Origin of the sequence: Streptomyces sp. NBC_00289 (assembly GCF_041435115.1) — a bacterium.
Lineage (GTDB): Bacteria > Actinomycetota > Actinomycetes > Streptomycetales > Streptomycetaceae > Streptomyces.
The window spans coordinates 7,578,324-7,603,302 of sequence record NZ_CP108046.1; the positions used below are offsets into that span (position 1 = coordinate 7,578,324).

The following is a 24,979-nucleotide window of genomic DNA, read 5'->3' on the forward strand; positions in this document are numbered from 1 at the left end:
GGGGGACGACACCAGCCTGGTCTACATGACGAACAACACGACTCGTCTCGACCATGTCGTCCTCTGGGTTCGTGACCCGGTGGCCGCGGCCGACTTCTACGAGAAGGCGGTCGGACTGGAACCTCTGCGGATCACCGAGTTCGCCGCGGGACAGGTGTCCTTTCCCTCTGTGCGTCTCAACGAGGAGACCATTTTCGACCTCGCACCGTTGTCCCTGGCGGAAGGCATGAACATGCTTCCGGGCGCCGCCGACAGCGCCGGCCATGCCGTGAACCACGTCTGCCTGGCCCTCCCGGGAGACGCGTTCGACGCTCTGCGCAGCCGCTTGGAGGAGCGGGCCGTCCCGGTGTCCGATCTTTCGTACGACTCCTACGGTGCCCGGGGCATGGCCAGGCGCAGCTTCTACTTCCGTGACCCCGACGGCAACATCTTCGAGGCCCGGCACTACGAGTAACGCGCCCGGAAGTCCGCGCGTACACGTGTGTGCGGACCCCGGACCGACAACCCTCGGACCCCGCTCATCCTCGGACCCGCAGACCCCCGGCCCTGCGGGTCCGACCTCTCAGAAGAGCGGCTCCGGCAGCACGCCCTCCAGCGCGAGCAGCTTTCGCTTGGTCTCCAGGCCGCCACCGAATCCGCCGATGCCGCCGTCCCGCTCGACGACCCGGTGGCAGGGCACGACGACCGGCAGCGGATTGGAGCCCATCGCCACACCCACCGCCTGGGCCGCGCCCGGCTGGCCGACACGCCCGGCCAGGTCGCCGTACCCCACGACCGTGCCGTACGACACCCCGGCCGCGAGTTCGCGCAGCACCTGTCGGTTGAAGCCCGATATCAGCGACCAGTCCAACGGCAGCTCGAAATCGCGACGCCGTCCCGCGAAGTACGCCTCGACCTGGTGTATCGCCTCGGCCAGCAGCGGGGAACCGGGCGCCTCGACGGGCTCACCACCCAGCCGGGACGCGAGCCGGTCGAGCGCCTTGTCGCGCACCTCGTCCGTCGCGTGGAACACGACGTTGACCAGGCCCTCGCGGGTCGCGGCCAGCAGCAGCGGACCGATGCCGGTGTCGACGACGGTCCACACGACCTGCTGCTCGTACTGCCGATGGCTGTCCATGCGCTCCACCGTACGGCCCGCCACTGACAACGCCCGGGGAGTGCCCGCGAGCGCCGGTCGGCCTGGACTCACCAGCCGCGCAACGCGCCCCGCACCACGTCGGGCCTGTTGGTGATGACTCCGTCGACGCCGTACCCGGCGGCCCGCAACGCGGTCGACGCGTCGTCGACGGTCCAGGTGAACACGTGCAGCCGCCTGTCGTGCGGTCCCGTCAGCGCCTGCACCGCGGCGACGTACCCCCGGGAGACGGAGGCGTACGAGGGATTGATCTGATCGGTGAAGGTCGCGTACCCCGGCAGCTCCGCGACGGGCGGAGTGCCGAGGAAGCCGGTCGTGACGCCCGGCTTCAGGTCGTGCACGGTCCGGATGCTGTCCGCGCTGAAGCTCTGCACGACCAGCCGGCCGGTCAGGTGCCGCCGGTCGAGCCAGCCCTCGTTGCCGAGAAGTTTGAGGGTCTGCCGCTCGATGCCGGGGTAGAGCTCCGGGTTCTTGATCTCCAGGAGCAGCTTCTGGTGGTTGTGCTCCACGCGGCGCACGTACTGCTCCAGAGTGGGCACGCGCGCACCCGCGTAGACGGGGCCGAACCAGCTCCCCGCGTCCAGGCGGGCGATCTCGGCGGCCGTGAAGTCCCTCACCTTCCAGGGCGCCCGCTCGGGGAAGACCTCCTCGGCGTCGGTGGTGCGCCGCAAACTGTCGTCGTGGATGACGACGAGTTGCCCGTCCTCGGTGCGCTGGACGTCGTTCTCCACCCAGTCGATGCCCATCCGTTCCGCTCTGTCGACGGCGGCGAGGGTGTTCTCGGGCGCGTACGCGGAAGCGCCCCGGTGGGCGATGACCCGGGGCCGCTCGGCCACCTCGTGCGCCAGGGCGCCGGAGGCGGGCAGCAGGAGGGCGGCGGCCCCCAGGAGCGCGGTGGTGGTGGCGGCAACGGCGCGCGCGTGCATGCGTGCTCCTCGCGTCGGAACATCACGGACAGCTCAACTGTGACAGCACAGGGTCAACGGCAGCGGGGCGCAGAATGACCACAGACCCGATGGGGTTGTTCCAACTCCGCTCACCGGTGCCGCACAAGTGGGGCGAGGCCGTGTTTCTTTGCCTGAAAATCGTTCGACCATTCCGGTGGCAGTCATACTCTCTGCCTCGACCCTGATCGCCCGGGCGGTCCGGGAAGGGGTGCATTCCAGAGGATTCCAGGACGCAACAGGGCGGAAGGGCAGCCGCGCATGCAGGGCACGGTCGACGGCTTCAGTTACGGACTCGTCACACCGCTGGTGGCCTACGTCATGGCCTGCCTCGGTGGTGCCCTCGGCCTGCGCTGCACCACCAGATCCATGCTCGTCACCCACTCCTGGCGGCCCGGCTGGCTTGCCCTGGGCTCGGCGGCGATCGGCTCCGGCATCTGGACCATGCACTTCGTCGCGATGATGGGGTTCACGGTCAAGGAGGCGCCGATCCACTACGACAAGGCGACCACCTACGCGAGTCTCGGCGTCGCCATCGTCATGGTGGGCGTCGGGATCTTCATCGTCGGCTACCGCGGTGCCAGGGGGACCGCGCTCTTCACCGGGGGAACCATCACCGGCCTGGGCGTGGCGTCGATGCACTACCTGGGCATGGCGGGCATGCGCCTCAACGGAAAGCTCGAGTACAACACCTTCACCGTCGGCGCGTCCGTCGTCATAGCCGTCGTCGCGGCCACCGCCGCACTGTGGGCCGCCGGCCAGGTCAGAGGGTTCGCGTGGAGCGTGGGTGCGAGCCTCGTCATGGGGCTGGCCGTCAGTGGCATGCACTACACCGGGATGGCCGCGCTCAGCGTCCATCTGCACGGCACGCCCGTGCCCGGCTCGGGCGACTCGCACGCGAGCCTGCTCGCTCCCATGCTGATCGGCCCGCTGGCCTTCCTCCTCCTGGCGGGTGTCGTCGTGATGTTCGACCCGTTGATGGTCATGGGGAAGCCCGACTGGACACCCGTCGAGAACAAGCCGGGTGTCCCTGCCCGCAGCACCGTCCGGCACCCCCACCACCACTCCGTGCCCACCTCCCGGCGGCCCGACGGACACAGGGGAGCCCGCACCCCGCAGAACCGCTGATCCGGCCGCGTTGTCAGTGGCGGGTCGTACGGTTGATTCCATGCGGCCCGTTTCCCACATCGAACGCACGGTGGCGCCCTTCGAGGTCGTCAGTCCCTACCAGCCCAGCGGCGACCAGCCGAAGGCCATCGCCGAGCTCGCCCGGCGCATCGAGGCAGGCGAGAAGGACGTCGTCCTGCTCGGCGCCACCGGCACCGGCAAGTCCGCCACCACGGCGTGGATGATCGAGAAGCTCCAGCGCCCCACCCTCGTGATGGCGCCGAACAAGACCCTGGCCGCCCAGCTGGCGAACGAGTTCCGGGAGCTCCTCCCGAACAACGCCGTCGAGTACTTCGTCTCGTACTACGACTACTACCAGCCCGAGGCCTACGTCCCCCAGTCGGACACCTACATCGAGAAGGACTCCTCGATCAACGAGGAGGTGGAGCGCCTGCGCCACTCCGCGACCAACTCGCTGCTCACCCGCCGCGACGTCATCGTGGTCGCCTCGGTCTCCTGCATCTACGGTCTCGGCACCCCCCAGGAGTACGTGGACCGCATGGTCTCGCTCAAGGTCGGCGAGGAGATCGACCGGGACCAGTTGCTGCGCCGCTTCGTCGACATCCAGTACACGCGCAACGACACCGCCTTCAGCCGGGGCACCTTCCGCGTCCGCGGCGACACCATCGAGATCTTCCCGGTCTACGAGGAGCTCGCCGTCCGCATCGAGATGTTCGGCGACGAGATCGAGGCCCTGTCCACGCTCCACCCGCTCACCGGCGAGATCATCAGCGACGACGAGCACCTGTACGTCTTCCCGGCCTCCCACTACGTCGCGGGCCCCGAGCGCCTGGAGCGGGCCGTCAACGACATCGAGAAGGAACTCGGCGAGCGCCTCGCCGAGATGGAGAAGCAGGGCAAGCTCCTGGAGTCCCAGCGCCTCAGGATGCGCACGACGTACGACCTCGAGATGCTCCGCCAGATCGGCTCCTGCTCCGGTGTCGAGAACTACTCGATGCACTTCGACGGCCGTTCGCCCGGCTCCCCGCCGAACACCCTGCTCGACTACTTCCCGGACGACTTCCTGCTCGTCATCGACGAGTCCCACAACACCGTCCCGCAGATCGGCGCCATGTACGAGGGCGACGCCTCCCGCAAGCGCACCCTCGTCGACCACGGCTTCCGGCTGCCCTCGGCCCTGGACAACCGCCCCCTGAAGTGGGAGGAGTTCCAGCAGCGCGTAGGCCAGACCGTCTACCTGTCGGCCACGCCCGGCAAGTACGAGCTCTCGCGCGCGGACGGCGCCGTCGAGCAGATCATCCGGCCCACCGGCCTCATCGACCCGGAGGTCGTGGTCAAGCCCACCGAGGGCCAGATCGACGATCTGGTGCACGAGATCCGGGAGCGCGTGGAGAAGGACGAACGTGTCCTGGTCACCACGCTCACCAAGAAAATGGCCGAGGACCTCACGGACTACTTCCTGGAACTCGACATCCGGGTGCGCTATCTGCACAGCGACGTCGACACCCTGCGCCGCATCGAGCTGCTGCGCGAGCTGCGGTCCGGTGAGTTCGACGTCCTGGTCGGCATCAACCTCCTCCGCGAGGGCCTCGACCTGCCCGAGGTCTCCCTGGTGGCGATCCTCGACGCCGACAAGGAGGGATTCCTGCGCTCCGGCACCTCCTTGATCCAGACCATCGGCCGCGCCGCGCGCAACGTCTCCGGTCAGGTCCACATGTACGCCGACAAGATCACCCCGGCGATGGAGAAGGCCATCGAGGAGACCAACCGCCGCAGGGAGAAGCAGGTCGCGTACAACACGGAGAGGGGCATCGACCCCCAGCCGCTCCGCAAGAAGATCAACGACATCGTCGCGCAGATCGCCCGCGAGGACGTCGACACGGAACAACTGCTCGGCTCGGGCTACCGCAAGACGAAGGACGGCAAGGGCGCCAAGGCCCCCGTTCCCGCGCTCGGCGGCAAGGCGGCCAAGAGCAGGGGCAAGGCCAAGGAGACGGTGCCGACCGACCGCCCCGCAGCCGAACTCACCGAGCAGATCGAGGACATGACGGCACGCATGCGCGCCGCCGCCGCCGACCTGCAGTTCGAGGTCGCCGCCCGGCTGCGTGACGAGGTGCACGAGATGAAGAAGGAGCTTCGCCAGATGAAGGAGGCGGGCCTGGCCTGACCTCGCCGGGCGGCCCGGCCCACCGGCGGCCAGGTCGCTTTTGCACGCACTGTGTTGCAAGAACGACACAAAGTGTGGACCGGGGTACGGCACTGTCAGTGCCCCTGCGTAGGGTTCTGCTCATCCGTGGACTCCACGGAAACAGGGGACAGTTCGAGAGGGGATCAGCGCGTGACCGTCAACATGACCAAGGGTCAGGCCATCAGTCTGCAGAAGAGCGACGGGGGCAGCCTGACCGCGGTGCGCATGGGTCTCGGCTGGCAGGCGGCGCCCCGGCGTGGCCTGTTCGGCACGCGCACGCGGGAGGTCGACCTCGACGCCTCCGCCGTGCTGTTCGCGGACAAGCAGCCCGTCGACGTCGTGTTCTTCCGCCACCTCGTGAGCGACGACGGCTCGGTGCGCCACACCGGCGACAACCTGGTCGGCGGCGTCGGCCAGGGCGGCGACGACGAGGCCATCCTCGTGGACCTCCAGCGCATCCCGGTCCACATCGACCAGATCGTCTTCACCGTGAACAGCTTCACGGGCCAGACCTTCCAGGAAGTGCAGAACGCGTTCTGCCGCCTGGTCGACGAGACCAACGGCCAGGAACTCGCCCGCTACACGCTGGCAGGCGGCGGCGCCTACACGGCTCAGATCATGGCGAAGGTGCACCGCACCGGCCAGGGCTGGACCATGACCGCCCTCGGCACCCCGGCCAACGGCCGCACCTTCCAGGACCTGATGCCGGCGATCCTGCCGCACCTGTAGGCAGCCCCGTCGGGCGGCACACGACAGCACACACGGCGACACAGTCGACATGGGGGGGACGAGGGCGATGACGGCCGAGCTGGTGCGGGGGCAGAACCACCCGCTCTCCCAGGTCCGCCTCGAGATCCGGATCTCGGCCGGCACACCGATCGTGGCCGGAGCCACTCTCGGCGACGAGCAGGGCAGGGTCCACGGCGCCGGGTGGGTCGCCCATCCGGGCGCTCCCACCCTGCAGGGGCTCGAGGTCTCCAAGCAGGCCGCGTCCGACCACCGCCTCGCGGTGGACCTGGACGCCATGCCGGAGGCCGTGCATCGGATCAGCGTGCTGCTCGCCCTGCCGGTCGCGAGTGCCGGAGGCCCGGTCCGCTTCGGCTCCGTCGCCGCCCCGTTCATCGCGGTCACCGGCCTCGACGGCACCCAGGTCGCCAGTTACACCGTCACCGGCCTGGAGGCCGAGTCGGCCGTCGTCGCCCTGGAGCTCTACCGCCGTCAGGGCGCCTGGAAGGTGCGCGCGGTCGGCCAGGGCTACGCAGGCGGCCTGTCCGAACTCCTCACCGACCAGGGTCTGCCGCAGGCCCGCCAACTCGCCGACAGCATCAACGAGGCCGTGGCCCAGGGCCTGGCCCGCTCGTTCCCACCACCCCCACCGCGTACGGCGGACGCCGACCGCTCCCGGCAGCCGGCCGCACCGGCGCCGGGCCCGGACCAGAGCGGCCCCGCGTCCCACGGTGCCTCGGCCCCCCAGGGCGTCACGGGCTCCGTGCAGCCGCAGCCGACGGGCCACTACGGCCCCCAGGCCCCGCACGCCGGTGGGCGGACTCCCGATGGCCCGGACCAGTCCGCGCCACTGCCGACGCACCCGGGCGGAACGGGAGCGGGGGACCCCGCGGCCGTCAGCCGGCCGTCCGCACCCACCGCGGACACCGGCCCGATCAGCTACAGCCACCCCCGGCGGCAGAACGCCGCCCCGCCACCGCCCCCGCCCACCGCGCCTCCCACTCCGCCGGGACAGCCCGCGCGTCCCGTCGCCGGGGACGCCACCGGGTGGTCCATGGAGGAACGGCTCTACAACCAGGTGTGGGGCATGTTCGAGGACCTGGCCCGGACGGCGGCCGCGTTCCGCAGCGCCGTCGACTTCGCCGACTCGCGCATGGAGAAGGAGCTCGACCAGGTCCTGTCCGACCCGCGCAGCCGGATCGGCGGCCAGGGCGATGCCGCACGCGAGGCGGCCCGCGCCAAGCGTGCCCAGCTCGTCGACCAGGCACAGGCCGCCCTCGACCGTGACCTCGCGCAGCTGACCGCCGAGGCCGAGGTGGTCGAGCCCGCGCTGCCGCCGGCGTACGCGCGCTGGGACAACCCCGTCTGGCACGGCTACCGCGTGCCGATGGAGACTCCCATGGCCCTGCGGGTGGGTGACCTGCACCTGCCGGAGGCCCCCGAGCTGCGTGTCCCCGTGCTGGTCCGTCTCCCTCTGGAGCGCGGCCTGTGGATCGACAGCGGCCGCGCCGACTCGCTCGACGGCTCGTTCACCGACTCCCACGAACTGCGGCGCCTCGCACTGGACACCGCGGTGGCACACGCGGCCCGGCTGCTCGCCGTCCATCCGGCGGGCGATTTCAGCGTGCATGTCATCGACGCCGCCGGCTCGGGGGCGCAGGCCCTCGCACCGCTCGTGCAGAGCGGCGTGCTCGCGGCTCCGCCCGCCGTCGGCGCCGCCGGTGTGGCGGACGTCCTGGCCCGGCTCACTCAGCGCGTCGACCTGGTGCAGATGGCGGTGCGCGGCGGTGCGGCCGACTCGCTCCCGCCCGGCGTCGACACCTCCGAGCAGCTGCTGATCGTCAACGACTTCCCGCACGGTTTCGACGACCGGGCCGTGACCCAGTTGCGCTACCTCGCGGACGAGGGACCGGCCGTCGGCGTCCATCTGATGATGGTGGCCGACCGTGAGGAGGCCGCCGGCTACGGGCCGTTGCTCGATCCGCTGTGGCGTTCGCTCCTGCGACTCACGCCGGTGCCCGACGACCACCTCGCCGACCCGTGGGTCGGGCACGCGTGGACGTACGAACCCTCGCTCGTGCCGCCCGGCAGCCAGGTTCTCCAGCAGGTGCTCACCCAGGTCGCGGCGGCCCGCCGCTCGTGGAACAGATGACCGTGTCCGCCCTCCATCAAGGACACGTAAAGCCGTCTGACCTGCGAACTTGGTCTTTGTTTTACTAAACCCTTTACCTTTCCTTGGTGATTGGGGTACTGTTTTTCCCACGGAGGGGAGTACTCCCTGTCTGTGCGGCGTACCCGTCAATACGGATCAGGCCAGATCCCGGGGCGTCGGCCCGTGGACTTCGGACGCGTCATCCGCGCCCGTGGTCCGGGGTGGAAGAGACCTCCGGCAGCGACGACGCTGACATTTGCCGTTACGTACTGCCGGAGGCGCAGTGAATGTTTCCCTGAACCTGTGGGTCCTGACCATCGTGGGCTTGGCGGCCCTGATCGCGGTCGACTTCTTCATCGGCCGTAAGCCGCATGACGTGTCCATCAAGGAAGCCGGAATCTGGACGGTCGTCTGGATCGCCCTCGCCGGGCTCTTCGGGCTCGGCCTGCTCCTCTTCGGAGGCGGTCAGCCCGCCGGAGAGTTCTTCGCCGGCTTCATCACCGAGAAGTCGCTGAGCGTCGACAACCTCTTCGTCTTCGTCCTGATCATGGCGAAGTTCGCCGTGCCCTCGCAGTACCAGCAGCGGGTGCTCCTGGTCGGCGTGCTCATAGCCCTCGTGCTCCGGGCGATCTTCATCGCCGCCGGAGCCGCGATCCTCGCCAGCTTCGCGTGGGTGTTCTACCTCTTCGGCGCCTTCCTGATCTGGACCGCCTGGAAGCTCATCCAGGAGGCCCGGGCCGACGACGAAGACGAGGAGTTCGAGGAGAACAAGCTGCTCAAGGCCGCCGAGCGGCGCTTCGGAGTGGCCGACCGCTACCACGGCACCAAGCTGTGGATCCAGCAGAACGGCAAGCGGGTCATGACCCCGATGCTGGTCGTGATGCTCGCCATCGGCACCACCGACGTGCTCTTCGCGCTCGACTCGATCCCGGCGATCTTCGGTCTGACGCAGGACCCGTACATCGTCTTCACGGCCAACGCGTTCGCGCTGATGGGCCTGAGGCAGCTGTACTTCCTCATCGGCGGCCTGCTCAGGAAGCTGGTCCACCTCAGCTACGGCCTGTCGGTCATCCTCGGCTTCATCGGCATCAAGCTGGTGCTGCACGCACTCCACGAGTCCGGGGTCCATGTTCCGGAGATCAGCATTCCGGTCTCGCTCGGCGTGATCTGCGGGATCCTGGTCATCACCACCATCACCAGCCTCATGGCCTCCAAGAAACAGGCGGCGGCCGAGGCGGCACAGGCGCAGGGCGACGGCTCCCCGAAGGACAGCGTCGGGGCCTGACCGTTTCGGCCCCAGGGCCGACGACCACCGGGAGCGGGGCTCGGCGAAACAGCCGGCCACCGCTCCCGGTGCCGTCCCGCACAGGGTCGCACCGTGGAGCTCCCGCATCGGAATGCGGGGTCCGTGCGGGTCTGCGACGATCGCTGCATGATCGCTCGGCTCGGGACGCTCACGACGCGGTGGACGTCCCTCGTGCCGGTGGTCGCCGTCCTGCTGCTGGTCTTCACGTGGGGGCGCGATCTCCCCGGCGCGGTCGTCGCGCTGGTGACGCTGGTCCTCGCCGGAGCCGTTCTGGCCGCCGTGCACCACGCCGAGGTCATCGCCCACCGGGTCGGCGAGCCCTTCGGCTCCCTGGTTCTCGCCGTCGCCGTCACGGTCATCGAGGTCGCGCTCATCGTCACCTTGATGGTGGACGGCGGCGACAAGAGTTCCACCCTGGCCAGGGACACGGTCTTCGCAGCGGTGATGATCACCTGCAACGGCATCGTGGGCCTCAGCCTCCTCGTCGCCTCCCTGCGCCACGGCACGGCCGTCTTCAACCCCGAGGGCACCGGCGCCGCCCTCGCGACCGTCGCCACCCTCGCCACGCTCAGCCTGGTGCTGCCCACCTTCACCACCAGCAAGCCCGGGCCCGAGTTCTCCACGACGCAGCTCACCTTCGCCGCACTGTCCTCGCTCATCCTGTACGGCCTCTTCGTGGCGACCCAGACCGTACGGCACCGCGACTACTTCCTGCCGATCACCCGCCAGGGCGAGGTGATCAGCGCGGACCGACACGCCGACGTACCGCCCGCCCGCGCCGCACTGATCAGTCTGGGCCTGCTGGGGCTGGCCCTGATCGGCGTGGTCGGCCTGGCCAAGGGGGTCTCGCCCACCATCGAGTCCGGTGTGGAGGCCGCCGGCCTGCCTCAAGCCGTCGTCGGTGTGATCATCGCCCTGCTGGTGCTGCTCCCCGAGACGATCGCGGCGCTGCGCTCCGCCCGCCGGGACCGGGTGCAGACCAGCCTGAACCTCGCGCTCGGCTCGGCCATGGCCAGCATCGGACTGACCATCCCCGCGGTGGCCCTGGCGTCCGTCTGGCTCTCCGGTCCGCTCGTTCTCGGCCTCGGGGCGACCTATACGGTGCTGCTCGCCCTGACCGTGGTGGTCAGTTCACTGACGGTGGTGCCGGGCCGGGCCACGCCGTTGCAGGGCGGGGTCCATCTGGTGCTGTTCGCGGCGTACCTGGAACTCGCGGTCAATCCGTAGGTTCGAGCAGCAGCGCCTCCGCAGGCTCCGAGCGACAGTGCCCCGTCAGTGGCGCGAAACAGGCGGCGCAACCGCTTGCGTAAACGCTTACGCACCACCCGCGACCGCACTCGCAACACTCAACCTTCCACCCCAACCCACGACACGCCTCCGCAGCACACGACCCGCGTCCTCACCCGGTGGCCGGTTCGGTCGCCGCTACCCCCACCGTCGCCGGACGCGTCTCGGGCAGCAGCGCGAAGCAGCCCAGGCTGAGCAGCGCCATCCCCGTGAGATACGCGCCCACACCCCAGGGCACCCGGCCACCCCGCTCGGCGAGCGCGGTCGCGACGATCGGTGTGAGCGCGCCTCCGAGGACCCCGCCGAGGTTGTAGCCCACCGCGGCGCCCGTGCACCGGATCCGCGGCTCGTACAACTCCGGCAGATAGGCGGCGATCACGGCGAACATCGTCACGAACGCGAGCAGCGCGCCCAGGAAACCGACGAACATCAGCAGGGGGGAGCCCGTCGCGAGCAGCGCCACCATGGGGAACATCCAGGCCGCGGCCGCCGCACATCCGGCCAGGCACATGGGTCGCCGTCCGTAGCGGTCGCCCAGGAGGGCGGCCAGCGGTGTGAGCGAACCCTTCACCACGACCGCCGCCATGATGCACGTCAGCATGACGGCACGACTGACCCCGAGCCGTTCCGTCCCATAGGCGAGGGACCAGGTCGTCACGGCGTAGAAGACCGCGTACCCGACCGAGAGCGCGCCGGCGGTCAGCAGGAGGAGCCGCCAGTGGTCGCGCGCGACCTCGGCGAGGGGCACGCGCGCGTGGTCGTCGATCTCCAGGAAGCGCGGGCTCTCGGCGAGCGACGAGCGCAGCCACAACCCGACCGCGGCCAGTACCCCCGCGGCCCAGAACGGCACCCGCCATCCCCACTGCGCGAACTGTGCCTCGGACAGCGTCGCCGACAGCGCCAGCACCACGCCGTTGGCGAGCACGAAGCCCACTGCGGGTCCGACCTGGGGAAAGCTCGACCACAGAGCACGCCGCTCGGCCGGCGCGTGCTCCGCGACGAGGAGGACGGCCCCGCCCCACTCCCCGCCGAGCCCGAGGCCCTGCAGAAAACGCAGGACCAGGAGCAGCACGGGGGCGGCGACACCGATCGTGTCGTACGTCGGTACGCAGCCGACGGCGACCGTCGAGGCGCCGGTCAGCAGCAGCGAGGCGACGAGAACCGGCCGCCGCCCCCGCCGGTCCCCGATGTGCCCGAACAGGGCCGACCCCAGCGGCCGGGCGACGAAGCCCACGCCGAACGTCCCGAACGCGGCCAGCGTGGCCGCCACCGGCGAGAACGTCGGGAAGAACAGTGGCCCCAGGACCAGTGCCGCGGCGGTGCCGTAGACGAAGAAGTCGTAGAACTCGATGGCCGTCCCGACGAGGGAGGCGGCCGCGAGGCGCGGCATGGAGGGGGCCCTTACGGTGCGTACGGCGTGCATGCCGCGTCAACTACCCACGGTGATCGGCGGTTACGGGGGCGCGCGGTGGCGAAGGGCGGTCGTACGAGACCGTGATAGACCGGGACCGAGCAACGGTCGTCAACCGGCCGCCCAGCTCGAACGACACGTCCGAACGGACCGGAGGAACCGTGCCCCGCAGCCTGGCCAACGCCCCGATCATGATCCTCAACGGACCCAACCTGAACCTGCTGGGGCAGCGTCAGCCGGAGATCTACGGCTCCGACACGCTCGCCGACGTGGAGGCCCTGTGCGTCAAGGCGGCGGCCGCGCACGGCGGCACGGTGGACTTCCGCCAGTCCAACCACGAGGGCGAACTCGTCGACTGGATCCAGGAGGCGCGACTCGAGCACTGCGGGATCGTCATCAACCCGGGTGCCTACTCCCACACCTCCGTGGCCATCCTGGACGCGCTCAACGCGTGTGACGGCCTTCCGGTGCTGGAGGTCCACATCTCCAACATCCACCGGCGCGAGTCGTTCCGCCACCACTCCTACGTCTCGCTGCGTGCCGACGGCGTCATCGCCGGGTGCGGGGTGCAGGGGTACGTGTTCGGTGTCGAACGGGTCGCCGCGCTCGCCGGGGCTGCCCGGGCCGACGCGTAAGTCCCGTCGTCCTGGCGGGCGGGACTTACAGTCGCCCGGCCTCCACGATCCGCCGCAGGAAGCGCCGGGTGCGTTCCTGCTGCGGATCGCCGAAGATCTGCTCGGCGCTGCCGCGCTCCAACACCACGCCGCCGTCGAGGAAGCAGACCTGGTCGGCGACGTCGCGCGCGAAGCCCATCTCGTGCGTGGCGAGCACCATGGTCATCCCGTCGTCCTTCAGATCGCGGACGACGCTGAGGACCTCGCCCACGAGCTCCGGGTCGAGGGCGGCGGTGATCTCGTCGAACAGCAGCAGCCGGGGCCGTACGGCCAGGGCGCGCACGATCGCGACCCGTTGCTGCTGGCCGCCGCTCAACCGGTCCGGATACTCGCCCGCCTTGCCGGCCAGCCCGAGCCGCTCCAGGAGGTCCCGGGCCCGTTCCTCGGCCTCCGAGCGGGAGACGCCGTGCACCCGGCGCGGGGCAAGGGTGATGTTCTCCAGGACCGTCATGTGCGGAAAGAGGTTGTACGCCTGGAAGACCACGCCGATACGGCGGCGCACCGCGTCGTGGTCGGCGCGCGGGTCGGTGATCTCCTCGTCGTCCAGCCAGATCGCACCGTCGTCGATCTCCTCCAGGAGGTTCGCGCAGCGCAGCAGCGTGGACTTGCCGGAGCCCGAGGCGCCGATCAGGGCGGTCACCGTGTGCGGGGCGACCTCCAGGTCGACGTCCCGGAGCACGACCGAGTCGCCGAAGGACTTGCGGACGGACTCCATGCGCAGCACGGAGGACGTGTCGGCGGTGCTCATATGGTGCCTCCCTGGGCCCGCCGGCGGTCCATCCGCGCCGTCACCCAGTCGGTGAAACGGGTCATCGGGATGGTCAGTGCCACGAACACCAGGCCCGCGACGATGTACGGCGTGTAGTTGAGGCTGCGGCCCACGATGATGTCGGCGGCCCGCACGGCGTCGATCGCACCGCCGATCGACACGAGCCCGGTGTCCTTCTGGAGCGAGACGAGGTCGTTGAGCAGAGGCGGCACCTGGCGGCGTACGGCCTGGGGCAACACCACGTACCGCAGCGCCTGCCGGTTGGTGAGGCCCAGCGAGCGGGCCGCGGCGCGCTGCGAGGGGTGGACCGACTCGATGCCGGCGCGGAACACCTCGGCGACGTACGCCGAATACGTCAGCGTCAGTGCCGTACCGCCGAGGAGCACCGGGTCGACGGTCACGCCCTGTAGGCGCAGCGCCGGAACGCCCAGGACCACGATCATCAGGTTGATGATCAGCGGGAGCCCGCGGAAGAAGTCGGTGTACGCGGCGGCCAGCGCCCGCAGCGGGAAGAACACCGGCCCGCGCAGGGTGCGCGCGATGGCGATCAGCATGCCGAGCACCAGCACGGCGACACCGCAGATGAGCAGCAGCCGGACGTTGAGCCACAGCCCTTCCAGGACCTTGGGGAACGCCTCGCGCGCGTACTGCCCGTCGAAGAACGTCTCCTTGGTGCGCTGCCAGCCCGGCGCGCTGACGACGACCAGGTAGAGGACGACACCCGTGACCAGGGTGGAGAGCGCGGCGACCGAGGTGGCCCGGCGGGCCCGGACGCGCTTGTGGCGCTCGCGCTCGATCCGCCGCAGCGAGGGCACGTACTCGTCGCCGGCGCCGGTCATGCCACCGTCGTCGTCCGCGCCCTCCCGGCCGGACTCCTCCTTGGTGACGGTCACTTGAGCACCGGGGCGTCGACGGCGTCGGACAGCCAACGCGTCTCGATCTCCGCCAGCGTGCCGTCGGTGCGCAGGGCGTCCACCGCGGCACTCACGCACGTGGTGAGCGCGCTGCCCTTGTCGAGCACGAGCCCGAACTGCTCCGGCGTACCACCCTGGTTCTCGAACTGCCCGACGATCTTCGCGTCGGTGACCTCGGCCGCCGTGATGTAGAACGCGGTCGGCAGGTCGGTGACGATGGCGTCGACCTGGCCGTTCTTCAGCGCCGACTTGGCCTGGTCGTTCTTGGCGTAGACGGCGGCGTCCCGGCTCGGCTTCACCACGTCGTCGATGTAGTCGAGGCTGGTGGTGCCGACCTGGGCGCCGAGCTTGAGGCCCTTCAGGTCCGCGATGCTCGTCGCCTTGGCGGCCTTGCTGCCCTTGAGCGCGATGACGGCCTGGCGCACGTCGTAGTAGCCGGAGGAGAAGTCCACGGCCTTCTTGCGCTCGGCGCTGATCGACACCTGGTTGACGTCGAAGTCGAAGGTCTTCTCACCCGGTGCGAACGCCTTGTTGAAGGGAACGCTCTGCCAGACGACGGCGCTCTTGTCGTATCCGAGCTGCTTCGCCACGGCGTAGGCGACCGCCGACTCGAAGCCCTCACCGTTGGCCGGCTTGTCGTCCTTGAACCACGGCTCGTACGCGGGCTCGTCGGTGGCGATCGTCAGCTTGCCGGAGGACTTGGTGGCCAACCCGCCCTTCACGCACGCGGTCCCGGCCGACCCCGAAGGCGAGTCGGCGGCCTTCTCCTCCGGCTGCGGGGCGCAGCCCACGGCGGTGGCGAGCAGGGCTGTGGCGGCGGCGGCGACAACGCGGCGCAGCGCGTGCGGGGCAGAGTGCATGGCGGGAGAGTGACAGTCTGGCGTCCCGTTTGTCGAGGTCACGGCGAGATGTGTCCGCATGGTGGGAACGGGTGTTGCGTTCTCGTGAACGCGTTCCCGCGCTCTGGCGTCCGACCTCGATTCGTGCCGGGGCCGCCGGTCGAGGGCGGGGATCGAAAGACCGGCGGCCCGTACCGCGCAGGAGCCGTCATCCCGCGCGGGGCTGCTTCCAGTTGAGCGCGCAACCAGATACGCCGGGAGCGCGCGTGTGACGCGGGTGCGTGTGAAGGCTTCACACGGGGAGCGCGCGGAGCGGGAACGGGGCGCGCACTCACCGGCGCGCGCCGGGCTTCACCGCCGAGCGCCGGGTTTCACCGCCGAGCCGTGGCAGACAGCCCGCGCCCGGTGCTCACCACCCGCGCGCGTGCCACTCCGGCAGGTGCGGGCGTTCCGCGCCAAGCGTCGTGTCGTTGCCGTGTCCCGGATAGACCCAGGTCTCGTCCGGCAGCACGTCGAAGATCTTCGTCTCCACATCGTGGATCAGACTGGCGAACGCCTTCGCGTCCTTACGGGTGTTGCCCACACCGCTGGAGAAGCCATTTGTGGAGAGCCCGGTGCCTGGAGACGGGCACGCCGGGTTCGGGAGGCGGCTCGGGGAAACCCACTGGTGGAAACACCAGCAGGGCGCCCCGAGTCGACCTCACCGATGCCTCGCCACTGCTTGAGGCGGTCGATGCACCGCTCGACGGTGTTGCGCTGCTTGTAGGTCTCGCGGTCGAAGGCGGGCGGCCGGCCGCCCCGGCTGCCGCGTCGAAGGCGGTGTGCCTGCTAGTCGGCCGTGACAGGGATGACCGCACGGATTCCGCGCCTGTTAAACGAAACGGCCTAGGTCCCTCGCCTGCGGATTCAGTCCACGAACGGTGAGCCGGCGAGGACTTGACGTGATCAGCCCCACGGGACTGATCACATCGGCATGATGCACCGCATGGATGCATCGGCGTGGGTCGCAGCAGTGTCAGGTCTGATCGGCGCGGGGATCGGAGGAATCGCCTCCATTAAGGCCGCGGCATACGCTCAGAGGGGACAGATCCAGGCGATGCAGATACAGATGCAGACCGGAGCCGACCTCCGATCACGGGACAAGTCCGAAGCCGCTGCGGATGAGGCGATCCGCCAGCTCCACGTCATCAAGCAGCACTACTGGACGCACCCCCGTGGAGACGACCAAAGGTCGTTGTCCTCCTGGAATGAGCGACTGCGCAAGCAGATCGCGCAGATGGGGTTGATCACTCCGCGTCTTCGCGATGCGAAGTTGCGTAAGCGCGTTGAGCAGATCGTGGAGGCGCTGGCCTACTACCGCGAGCTAAGGGATCCCAGTCTGGACGGCTACCCCAGCCTCGCCTATGAGCTGTTCCGGCACGGACTCGACTGCCTGGGTACTGCTGTGCGTCATGAGCCACTACCCGATGAACACCAGGCCGTCCGAGACGCCGCAAGCATCATTGCGGAGTACAACGCCCGGATGGAGGAGGAGGCCCGGTCGTACGAAGAGGGCTACCACTGATCCAGGACCCGAGAGATCAGCTTCGACAACTTCCTATTTCCGGCAGGATGACCACCGTGGAAGCGGAGACGTTGGTGGGGTTGATCGGTTTCGGAGGCGCTGTGGTGGGTGCCGGCGGTGCCCTCCTGGGCGGATGGCTCCAGCAGCGGCACCAGGCGAAGACAGCGAGGCACGAGCGCCTGGAGGCCCGAGGGTACGCGGCAGGAGAGCAGGCCCTCGCAGAGCTGTACCAGCTCCGTCAGCACCTGGTGGAGTGTGGTGTGGCCGGAAACGTTCCACAGGAGCGTCAGCCCTGGCGGTTCATCGCCGTGACGCACCTGGATGAGGCCGAGTTGGCCGTGATGCTGATGCCGAGCGCTCCTCTCGTCCACGCGCGCGTGGTGGAAGTCCTGATCCTCGCCAAGCGGTTCGAGCTGGCAGGACAGCACCGCCAGCGACAGGTCCAGTGGATGAAGCACTGCGTGGTTGCCGCAATCGACATGCTCTCTGCCCACATGCGCGGAGAGCCCATCCCGGAGATCGGGTTGGAGCGCTACAGGACCCGTGCTCGTGAGCACGACAGCCGGTTCGAGCCCTACGACGGCGGCGACGACTGAGGCCGTCAGAGCCGGAGTCCCAGGAGGTTCTAGCAGTGCAGGCAGAGACGTTGGCGGCTTTCATGGGCCTCACGGGTGCCGTGGTGGGTGCTGGGGTATCCACGGGGGCCGTGATCTGGCAGCAGCGGAAGACCGCGCAAGAGGCCGAGCGGACGCACCTGCTGGGCCTGGCCGAGGCGGCTGCCAACGAGGTGATCAGACTGACCTACGCGGTAGAGGACCACTTCGAGGACGGAGTGCCGGTGACGAATATGCCGGATACCCATCGGCAGTGGTTCGCGGATCTCCGGATGATCCTTCGGGATCTGGAGTCCCAGGCTCTGAGGTTCCCCGACCCGAAGGTTCAGCAGGTCGTGCGGTGGCGCCACGCCGAGATCCTTCGGGATCCCGAAGGTGTGGCCGAGGAGGAGGACTGGCCGACAGCCCGATACCGAGACATCTGCATCCACTTCCCCACCGTCATGGGGACGGTAATCCGCAGGGAGCCTTTCCCGGACGGCATATGGGGCCAGTTCCCCGGCGCTTGGCCTCCGTGATGACACCTGTGTACCTGACCGAGCTGGCCGAGCCGAGAGGATGATCGCCGTGCAGACGGAGACGTTGGTGGGGCTGATCAGTGGTCTAGGTGGTGCCGTCATAGGCGCTGGAGGCGCCTTGATGGGCGCATGGCTCCAGCAGCATCATCAGGCCAAGACGGTCCGTATGGAGCGGCAGGAGGGCTACTCCAGGGCAGCCGCAGACGCGGCCCTCGGTGCGTTCCTCAAGGTGCAGCAGGTCGCCCTGGGGATCGGTCGGCCGGACTCAGCAGATCCCAACTCCCTGCGTGTGCTCACCGAGACGGTCATCGAGCACACGCACACGGCTAGACACGCGGCTCTACTTCTTGTACGTGCTCACGAAGTTCGGGAGCGCTTGGAGGAGATTGTTCAGGTTCTCCTCGCCTGGGAAACGGCTCCAGTGGTCGAAGGTCAGTCTCGCGAAAGGGCCATGTGCAGTTGGTGGAACAGCGCCGCCGGTGAAGCGTTGGAGGTGCTCGCCGCACACATGCGGGATGAGCCTCTGCCTCCTAGGCATCGTTCTTACGTTGCCATGATGACCTCCGTCGCCAGCCGCCTTCCGGACCCGTCATGACGCCCGTCAGAACAGGTGCTTGCACTTTGTACTAGGCAGTTTCGTTTGGATCACCGGGCGGACCAGAGGAAGATGCCCGCGATGTGGAGTCCGGCCAGGTATATGGTGGCGGTCTTCTCGTAGCGGGTGGCGATGCCTCGCCACTGTTTGAGGCGTTTGACGCACCGCTCGACGGTGTTGCGCTGCATGTAGGTCTCGCGGTCGAAGGCCGGTGGTCTGCCACTGCGGCTGCCCCGACGTAGGCGGTGTGCGCGCTGGTCAGCGGGGACGGCGCTGCTGAACGGCCGCGCACGGTGGACCCAGGACCGAAACATATGTCAAATATGACAACTTGGGCTCCGGCGCTACCATCCCTCAGCATGACCACCGAGCGGTATGCCGAGCAGTTCCTCCTGTGCCTGCTCGAAGTATCCGGGGGGAGTCTCACTGAGTTCCTGGACCCCGAAGCGATCATGAAATCTGCCCGGCTCGACATGCCTGAGAAGGACGCCATCCTCTCGCTGCTGATCGAGCAGGGGTACGTGAGCAGCGGGGGCGAGACCCGCGAACGTCCCGTGTACGCGCTGAGGTTCACGAACGCCGGCCTGGAGCACGCACAGCACCTGCGCCGGATATCGCGGTCGAAGACTGAACGCGACGTCTACCTCCACAACTGGCTCGTACGCTGGGCCTACGACAACACCCCGGCTGGAGGATCGGCGAGTCTTCAGGAGTTCGCCGGAGACGAGCACTGGTGGTTCGCTGGCACGGAGGTCACCTGGGACGAGGTGTTCGCCGCAGTCGACTTCCTCGAGGCCGAGAACCTCCTCGCCGTGGAGCGCGTCCCCGGCCGCATCGGCGTCCGGCCGACCCCCCTCGGCATCAAGTTCGCCCACTCCCACATGACCTTGAGGACCTTCATGACCACTCAGCAGCCGCACTCGTCCAGCGTCACCAACCACTTCGGCGGCATCGTCGTCCAGGGGAACGCGACCGGCAGCAACCTCGCCACGGGCGGCGGCAACACCCAGACCGTCAATCAGGGCGTGGATGGGGACGCGCTTGCCTCGCTCGTCGCCCAGCTGCGTCAGATCGTGCCGGCCCTGGAGCTCTCGCAGGATGACGCCGAGGAACTCGCCGAGGAGATCGACACCCTTGAGAGCGAAGGGGCCGAGCCGACCCGGGGCCGCAGGATCATGCGTCGGATCGCACGCATCGTCACGCCCGCTCTGCCCGCAGCTGCGGCGGCGGGTGCCGACGCAGCTGTCCAGGCGGCCATCGCGGCGGGTACGGGGCTCTTCGGCTGACCGTTTTCGTGCGGTGGCCGCTGGCTTCGACCGACTGCCACAGACGCGGCTATTCCCCAGCGGCCTCCGAGGCGGCGATGCCCGCCGACCTACCAGCCCCGCTCGTGCCACTCGCCGAGGTGAGGTCGCTCGGTGCCGAGCGTGGTGTCGTTGCCGTGGCCTGGGTAGATCCAGGTCTCGTCCGGGAGTACGAAGACCTTCGCCTCCAAACCTGACATCAACGACTCGAAGTCCTCGGGACGTGTTGTCCGGCCAGGCCCGCCGGGGAACAGGCAGTCGCCGGTGAAGACGTGGGGGTGGCCGTGGGGGTCGTCGTACACGAGGGCGATCGAACCGGGGGTGTGGCCGACCAGGTGGCGCGCGGTGAGTTCGACGTGCCCCACCCGGATGGTGTCGCCGTCGTCGACCGGGACGTCGGTCGGCACGGGGATGCCCTCGACGTCCTCACGGCCCGCGTGGGTGCGGGCACCGGTGGCCGCGACGACCTCGGCGAGGGCCTGCCAGTGGTCGCCGTGCTGGTGGGTGGTGACGACGGACGCGATGCCGTCGTCACCGATCATGCCGAGCAGTGTCGCCGCGTCGTTGGCGGCGTCGATCAGCAGCTGCTCGTCCGTGGCCCGGCACCGCAGCAGGTAGGCGTTGTTGTCCATCGGGCCGACCGCGATCTTCGTGATCATCAGGTCCCGCAGCTCGTGCACGTCGGCCGAGCCCCCGACCTTCACCGCTCCGCTGTACGTCATGGCGGCCAGCCTATAACCGGGAACCGTTCGTGGATCGCCCCTGCCCTGGCCCACGACCTCCTCCCGCGGGACCTCGCCGTAGCCCGCCGTAGCGCCGCTACGGCGGGCTACAGCGGCGGAAGTGTCGGCAGCGCGCCGCCCCGCACGCCCAGTGCGGAGCCGTCACGGCGCCCGGCGAGCCAGCCGAGCAGGTCGGCCGCCGTTCCCCTGACCTCGATCGGGCCCCCGTCGGCACCACCGCCCGTGGTCCAGACCCGGCCCTCGTCGGTGGCCAGGCCTGTCGAGGGAACCTCCGGATGGCCGCCGAACCGCTCCGCGAGGAAGTCGATCTCCCGCTCCACGAACTCCGGGGGGACGTCCTCCAGCTCGTACCCGATCCCCAGGTCGACGTGGTGCAGTTCCACCTCGGCCCAGCGCCGGAACGGCACGCGGGACGCCGAGTCGGTGACCCCGTTGCGCAGCTCCACCGTGCGCGACCAGTCCGCCGGCGCGTCCCCCGCCTTCTGGAAGCGGGCAGCGCTCTCCCGCAGGTCGGCGAGCTGCACGTCGAGGGGGCGCGGGGCGTCCCGCTCGATGTCCGCTTCCCGGGCGTTGCCTGAGACGTACATAGGGCGGCCTTCGAGGACGTTCACCAGGGCGTCGGCGTTCCGGGCGAGGTGGGCGAGCACGTGGCCACGGGACCAACCGGAAAGCCGTGTCGGCTCCGTCACGGAGGCGTTGTCCAGTGCGGCGACCGCGATCAGCAAGCGGTCCGTCGCATCCCGTACAGACACCAGGTCAGGCGCGTGATCAATCATGGTGCTGACACTAGCGCCGCCACACCTTCGGGTGAAGGTGGTGAAGCAGCGCCGGAATTCGAATGGGCGTGCTATATGGTCGGGTGTGGCGTCGGGCATGCTGGATGGCCGGGGATTGTTATGCAACCCGGAATCCGACCGGCGTTGTCAGTGGCTCCCCCTAGTCTGAGAAAGCATGGGGCCTCGCCCCTGTCACTTCTCTCAAAGAAAGGTGCGGACCGGCGTGGCCGACCGTCTCATCGTCCGTGGCGCGCGTGAGCACAACCTGAAGAACGTCTCGCTCGACCTGCCTCGTGACTCGCTCATCGTCTTCACGGGCCTGTCCGGGTCGGGCAAGTCCTCCCTGGCCTTCGACACCATCTTCGCCGAGGGCCAGCGGCGCTATGTGGAGTCGCTCTCCTCGTACGCCCGCCAGTTCCTCGGCCAGATGGACAAGCCGGACGTCGACTTCATCGAGGGCCTGTCCCCGGCGGTGTCCATCGACCAGAAGTCGACCTCGCGCAACCCGCGCTCGACGGTCGGCACCATCACCGAGGTCTACGACTACCTGCGGCTGCTCTTCGCGCGCATCGGCAAGCCGCACTGTCCCGAGTGCGGCCGCCCGATCTCGCGTCAGTCCCCGCAGGCCATCGTCGACAAGGTCCTGGAGCTGCCCGAGGGCAGCCGCTTCCAGGTGCTGTCACCGCTGGTGCGCGAGCGCAAGGGCGAGTTCGTCGACCTCTTCTCCGACCTCCAGACCAAGGGCTACAGTCGCGCGCGGGTGGACGGCGAGACCGTCCAGCTCTCCAACCCGCCCGTCCTGAAGAAGCAGGAGAAGCACACCATCGAGGTGGTCATCGACCGCCTCACGGTGAAGGACTCCGCCAAGCGCCGGCTCACCGACTCCGTGGAGACCGCCCTCGGCCTGGCCGGCGGCATGGTCGTGCTCGACTTCGTCGACCTCCCCGAGGACGACCCCGACCGCGAGCGCATGTACTCGGAGCACCTGTACTGCCCGTACGACGACCTGTCCTTCGAGGAGCTGGAGCCCCGCTCCTTCTCCTTCAACTCGCCCTTCGGCGCCTGCCCCGAGTGCAGCGGCATCGGCACGCGCATGGAGGTCGACCCCGAGCTGATCGTCCCGGACGAGGACAAGTCGCTCGACGAGGGCGCCATCCACCCCTGGTCGCACGGCCACACCAAGGACTACTTCGGTCGTCTCGTCGGGGCCCTCGCGGACGCGCTGGGCTTCCGGACGGACATCCCCTTCGCCGGCCTGCCGCAGCGCGCCAGGAAGGCCCTGCTCTACGGCCACAAGACGCAGATCGAGGTCCGCTACCGCAACAGGTACGGACGCGAGCGGGTCTACACGACCCCCTTCGAGGGTGCCCTCCCGTTCGTCAAGCGCCGGCACGGTGAAGCCGAGAGCGACGCCAGCCGGGAGCGCTTCGAGGGCTACATGCGCGAGGTGCCCTGCCCCACCTGTGAGGGCACGCGCCTGAAGCCGCTCGTCCTCGCGGTCACCGTCATGGGGAAGTCCATCGCCGAGGTGTCGGGGATGTCCATCAGCGACTGCGCCGAGTTCCTGGGCGAGCTGAAGCTCAACGCCCGTGACAAGAAGATCGCCGAGCGGGTGCTGAAGGAGGTCAACGAGCGGCTGCGGTTCCTGGTCGACGTCGGCCTGGACTACCTCTCACTGAACCGCGCGGCCGGCACGCTCTCCGGCGGCGAGGCCCAGCGCATCCGCCTGGCCACCCAGATCGGCTCCGGCCTCGTCGGCGTCCTGTACGTCCTGGACGAGCCGTCCATCGGCCTGCACCAGCGCGACAACCACCGGCTGATCGAGACCCTGGTCCGGCTGCGCGACATGGGCAACACGCTCATCGTCGTCGAGCACGACGAGGACACCATCAAGGTCGCCGACTGGATCGTCGACATCGGCCCCGGCGCCGGCGAGCACGGCGGCAACGTCGTCCACAGCGGCTCCTTGAAGGGACTGCTCGCCAACGAGGAGTCGCAGACCGGGCAGTACCTGTCCGGCCGGAAGGCGATTCCGCTGCCGGAGATCCGGCGCCCGCACGACCCCTCGCGCAAGCTCACGGTGCACGGTGCCCGCGAGAACAACCTGCAGGACATCGACGTGTCCTTCCCGCTGGGCGTGTTCACCGCGGTCACGGGCGTGTCCGGCTCCGGCAAGTCGACGCTGGTCAACGACATCCTGTACACGCACCTGGCGCGCGAACTGAACGGCGCCCGCAGTGTCCCGGGGCGGCACACGCGCGTCGACGGCGACGACCTCGTCGACAAGGTCGTGCACGTCGACCAGTCGCCCATCGGCCGCACCCCCCGGTCGAACCCGGCGACGTACACCGGCGTCTTCGACCACGTCCGCAAGCTGTTCGCCGAGACCACCGAGGCGAAGGTCCGCGGCTACCTGCCCGGCCGCTTCTCCTTCAACGTCAAGGGCGGCCGCTGCGAGAACTGCGCGGGCGACGGCACCATCAAGATCGAGATGAACTTCCTCCCGGACGTCTACGTCCCGTGCGAGGTCTGCCACGGTGCCCGCTACAACCGGGAGACCCTGGAGGTCCACTACAAGGGCAAGTCCATCTCCGAGGTCCTGAACATGCCGATCGAGGAGGCGATGGACTTCTTCGAGGCAGTCCCCTCGATCTCCCGTCACCTCAGGACCCTGCACGACGTCGGTCTCGGCTATGTCCGCCTCGGCCAGTCCGCCACCACCCTGTCCGGTGGCGAGGCCCAGCGCGTGAAGCTCGCCAGCGAGCTGCAGCGGCGGTCCACCGGACGCACGGTCTACGTACTCGACGAGCCGACCACCGGTCTGCACTTCGAGGACATCAGCAAGCTGCTCACGGTCCTCGGCGGCCTGGTCGACAAGGGCAACACGGTCATCGTCATCGAGCACAACCTCGATGTGATCAAGACCGCCGACTGGGTCGTCGACATGGGTCCCGAGGGTGGCGGCGGCGGTGGCCTGGTCGTCGCCGAGGGCACCCCCGAGGAGATCGCCGGAGTTCCGGCCAGCCACACCGGCAAGTTCCTGCAGGAGGTCCTCGGCGCCGACCGGATCAGCGACGCCACCTCGGTCCCCGCCCCGCGCAGGGCGGCGGCGAGGAAGACGGTCGCGGCCAAGTCGACCGCGAAGAAGACGGCGACGGCCAAGGCGGCCGGGACCACCGCCACCGCGGCGGCGAAGAAGGCGACCGCGACCACCAAGAAGGCGACCGCGACCACCAAGAAGGCGGCCGCGCCCGCGAAGAAGACGACCCGGGCCCGCAAGGCCTGAGCGCCGGGGACGCCCGGGGCCGGGCAGACCCGGAGCCGGGCCGACCCGGGGCCGGCCCGTCCGGGGGCGGCCCGACCGGGGCCGAGCCCGGACGCACCCGGCCCGA

23 protein-coding genes and 2 pseudogenes are annotated in these 24,979 nt (G+C 69.2%); 14 read left to right on the forward strand and 11 right to left on the reverse strand.

Annotated elements, in window-relative coordinates:
- Nucleotides 1-25: 25 nt before the first annotated feature.
- Complete coding sequence (locus OG985_RS34255) at nucleotides 26-454, forward strand: VOC family protein (protein ID WP_371672232.1); 429 nt, start codon at nucleotides 26-28, stop codon at nucleotides 452-454.
- Between the two features lie 108 nt (nucleotides 455-562).
- On the opposite strand, the gene OG985_RS34260 is transcribed toward OG985_RS34255, so the two are convergent.
- Both OG985_RS34260 and OG985_RS34265 read right to left on the reverse strand, forming a co-directional pair.
- A complete protein-coding gene (locus OG985_RS34260; protein ID WP_371672233.1) occupies nucleotides 563-1,117 on the reverse strand; it encodes a methylated-DNA--[protein]-cysteine S-methyltransferase in 555 nt (184 codons plus the stop codon).
- A 68-nt stretch (nucleotides 1,118-1,185) separates the two neighbouring features.
- The gene (locus OG985_RS34265) at nucleotides 1,186-2,061 is read right to left on the reverse strand and encodes a glycerophosphodiester phosphodiesterase (protein ID WP_371672234.1); all 876 of its coding nucleotides are present in this window, start codon (nucleotides 2,059-2,061) and stop codon (nucleotides 1,186-1,188) included.
- Between the two features lie 279 nt (nucleotides 2,062-2,340).
- Here OG985_RS34265 and OG985_RS34270 point away from each other — a divergent pair, with 279 nt between their 5' ends.
- The 6 genes from OG985_RS34270 (at nucleotide 2,341) to OG985_RS34295 (ending at nucleotide 10,806) form a co-directional block, all read left to right on the forward strand.
- Nucleotides 2,341-3,207, forward strand: a complete 867-nt coding sequence (locus OG985_RS34270) for an MHYT domain-containing protein (protein WP_371672235.1) — start codon at nucleotides 2,341-2,343, stop codon at nucleotides 3,205-3,207.
- A gap of 40 nt (nucleotides 3,208-3,247) precedes the next feature.
- Entirely contained in the window at nucleotides 3,248-5,374 is a 2,127-nt protein-coding gene (uvrB, locus tag OG985_RS34275; RefSeq protein ID WP_371672236.1) for an excinuclease ABC subunit UvrB, read from the forward strand.
- Between the two features lie 171 nt (nucleotides 5,375-5,545).
- A complete protein-coding gene (locus tag OG985_RS34280; protein ID WP_371672237.1) occupies nucleotides 5,546-6,124 on the forward strand; it encodes a TerD family protein in 579 nt (192 codons plus the stop codon).
- A gap of 67 nt (nucleotides 6,125-6,191) precedes the next feature.
- Nucleotides 6,192-8,273 (forward strand): TerD family protein, encoded by a 2,082-nt coding sequence (locus tag OG985_RS34285; RefSeq protein ID WP_371672238.1) that lies wholly within the window; start codon nucleotides 6,192-6,194, stop codon nucleotides 8,271-8,273.
- A 283-nt stretch (nucleotides 8,274-8,556) separates the two neighbouring features.
- Nucleotides 8,557-9,558, forward strand: coding sequence for a TerC/Alx family metal homeostasis membrane protein (locus OG985_RS34290; protein ID WP_371672239.1), 1,002 nt, complete (start codon nucleotides 8,557-8,559; stop codon nucleotides 9,556-9,558).
- Nucleotides 9,559-9,705: 147 nt separating this feature from the next.
- Nucleotides 9,706-10,806, forward strand: coding sequence for a calcium:proton antiporter (locus tag OG985_RS34295; protein ID WP_371672240.1), 1,101 nt, complete (start codon nucleotides 9,706-9,708; stop codon nucleotides 10,804-10,806).
- 172 nt (nucleotides 10,807-10,978) lie between these two features.
- Here the strand turns inward: OG985_RS34295 and OG985_RS34300 are convergent, their stop codons facing one another.
- Nucleotides 10,979-12,256 carry an MFS transporter gene (locus OG985_RS34300; protein ID WP_371672241.1) on the reverse strand — a complete coding sequence of 426 codons (1,278 nt, stop codon included), beginning with the start codon at nucleotides 12,254-12,256 and terminating at the stop codon, nucleotides 10,979-10,981.
- A 182-nt stretch (nucleotides 12,257-12,438) separates the two neighbouring features.
- Between OG985_RS34300 and aroQ the strand changes: the two genes are divergently transcribed.
- On the forward strand, nucleotides 12,439-12,912 hold the full coding sequence (gene aroQ, locus OG985_RS34305; RefSeq protein WP_371672242.1) for a type II 3-dehydroquinate dehydratase: 474 nt from the start codon (nucleotides 12,439-12,441) through the stop codon (nucleotides 12,910-12,912).
- Nucleotides 12,913-12,937: 25 nt separating this feature from the next.
- Here aroQ and OG985_RS34310 read toward each other — a convergent pair whose 3' ends face one another.
- From OG985_RS34310 to OG985_RS34330, 5 genes and pseudogenes are all read right to left on the reverse strand, one after another.
- Nucleotides 12,938-13,699 (reverse strand): amino acid ABC transporter ATP-binding protein, encoded by a 762-nt coding sequence (locus tag OG985_RS34310; protein WP_371672243.1) that lies wholly within the window; start codon nucleotides 13,697-13,699, stop codon nucleotides 12,938-12,940.
- The gene (locus OG985_RS34315) at nucleotides 13,696-14,613 is read right to left on the reverse strand and encodes an amino acid ABC transporter permease (protein WP_371672244.1); all 918 of its coding nucleotides are present in this window, start codon (nucleotides 14,611-14,613) and stop codon (nucleotides 13,696-13,698) included. The genes OG985_RS34310 and OG985_RS34315 overlap by 4 nt, the downstream gene beginning before the upstream one ends.
- Nucleotides 14,610-15,494, reverse strand: coding sequence for an ABC transporter substrate-binding protein (locus OG985_RS34320; protein ID WP_371672245.1), 885 nt, complete (start codon nucleotides 15,492-15,494; stop codon nucleotides 14,610-14,612). Before OG985_RS34320 ends, OG985_RS34315 begins: the two co-directional genes overlap by 4 nt.
- A gap of 388 nt (nucleotides 15,495-15,882) precedes the next feature.
- Nucleotides 15,883-16,068, reverse strand: a pseudogene (locus OG985_RS34325) (MBL fold metallo-hydrolase); the annotation flags it as partial.
- 110 nt (nucleotides 16,069-16,178) lie between these two features.
- Nucleotides 16,179-16,343, reverse strand: a pseudogene (locus OG985_RS34330) (IS5/IS1182 family transposase); the annotation flags it as partial.
- 115 nt (nucleotides 16,344-16,458) lie between these two features.
- On the opposite strand from OG985_RS34330, the gene OG985_RS34335 reads away from it, so the two are divergent.
- From OG985_RS34335 to OG985_RS34350, 4 genes are read left to right on the forward strand one after another with little or no spacing between them, the layout of a single operon-like run.
- Entirely contained in the window at nucleotides 16,459-17,037 is a 579-nt protein-coding gene (locus OG985_RS34335) for a hypothetical protein (protein WP_371672246.1), read from the forward strand.
- A 47-nt stretch (nucleotides 17,038-17,084) separates the two neighbouring features.
- The gene (locus OG985_RS34340) at nucleotides 17,085-17,633 is read left to right on the forward strand and encodes a hypothetical protein (protein ID WP_371672247.1); all 549 of its coding nucleotides are present in this window, start codon (nucleotides 17,085-17,087) and stop codon (nucleotides 17,631-17,633) included.
- Nucleotides 17,634-17,668: 35 nt separating this feature from the next.
- Entirely contained in the window at nucleotides 17,669-18,169 is a 501-nt protein-coding gene (locus OG985_RS34345; RefSeq protein ID WP_371672248.1) for a hypothetical protein, read from the forward strand.
- 49 nt (nucleotides 18,170-18,218) lie between these two features.
- Nucleotides 18,219-18,764: a hypothetical protein gene (locus OG985_RS34350; protein WP_371672249.1), complete on the forward strand. Its 546-nt coding sequence runs from the start codon at nucleotides 18,219-18,221 to the stop codon at nucleotides 18,762-18,764.
- A 50-nt stretch (nucleotides 18,765-18,814) separates the two neighbouring features.
- Here the strand turns inward: OG985_RS34350 and OG985_RS34355 are convergent, their stop codons facing one another.
- Nucleotides 18,815-19,078, reverse strand: a complete 264-nt coding sequence (locus tag OG985_RS34355; protein WP_371672250.1) for a hypothetical protein — start codon at nucleotides 19,076-19,078, stop codon at nucleotides 18,815-18,817.
- A gap of 45 nt (nucleotides 19,079-19,123) precedes the next feature.
- Between OG985_RS34355 and OG985_RS34360 the strand changes: the two genes are divergently transcribed.
- Nucleotides 19,124-20,050, forward strand: coding sequence for a hypothetical protein (locus OG985_RS34360; RefSeq protein ID WP_371672252.1), 927 nt, complete (start codon nucleotides 19,124-19,126; stop codon nucleotides 20,048-20,050).
- Nucleotides 20,051-20,139: 89 nt separating this feature from the next.
- Here OG985_RS34360 and OG985_RS34365 read toward each other — a convergent pair whose 3' ends face one another.
- Together OG985_RS34365 and OG985_RS34370 are read right to left on the reverse strand one after the other, a co-directional pair.
- Complete coding sequence (locus tag OG985_RS34365) at nucleotides 20,140-20,790, reverse strand: MBL fold metallo-hydrolase (protein ID WP_371672253.1); 651 nt, start codon at nucleotides 20,788-20,790, stop codon at nucleotides 20,140-20,142.
- A 107-nt stretch (nucleotides 20,791-20,897) separates the two neighbouring features.
- A complete protein-coding gene (locus tag OG985_RS34370; protein ID WP_371672254.1) occupies nucleotides 20,898-21,587 on the reverse strand; it encodes a maleylpyruvate isomerase family mycothiol-dependent enzyme in 690 nt (229 codons plus the stop codon).
- A 223-nt stretch (nucleotides 21,588-21,810) separates the two neighbouring features.
- Between OG985_RS34370 and uvrA the strand changes: the two genes are divergently transcribed.
- Nucleotides 21,811-24,873 (forward strand): excinuclease ABC subunit UvrA, encoded by a 3,063-nt coding sequence (gene uvrA, locus OG985_RS34375; RefSeq protein WP_371672255.1) that lies wholly within the window; start codon nucleotides 21,811-21,813, stop codon nucleotides 24,871-24,873.
- Nucleotides 24,874-24,979 lie beyond the last annotated feature (106 nt).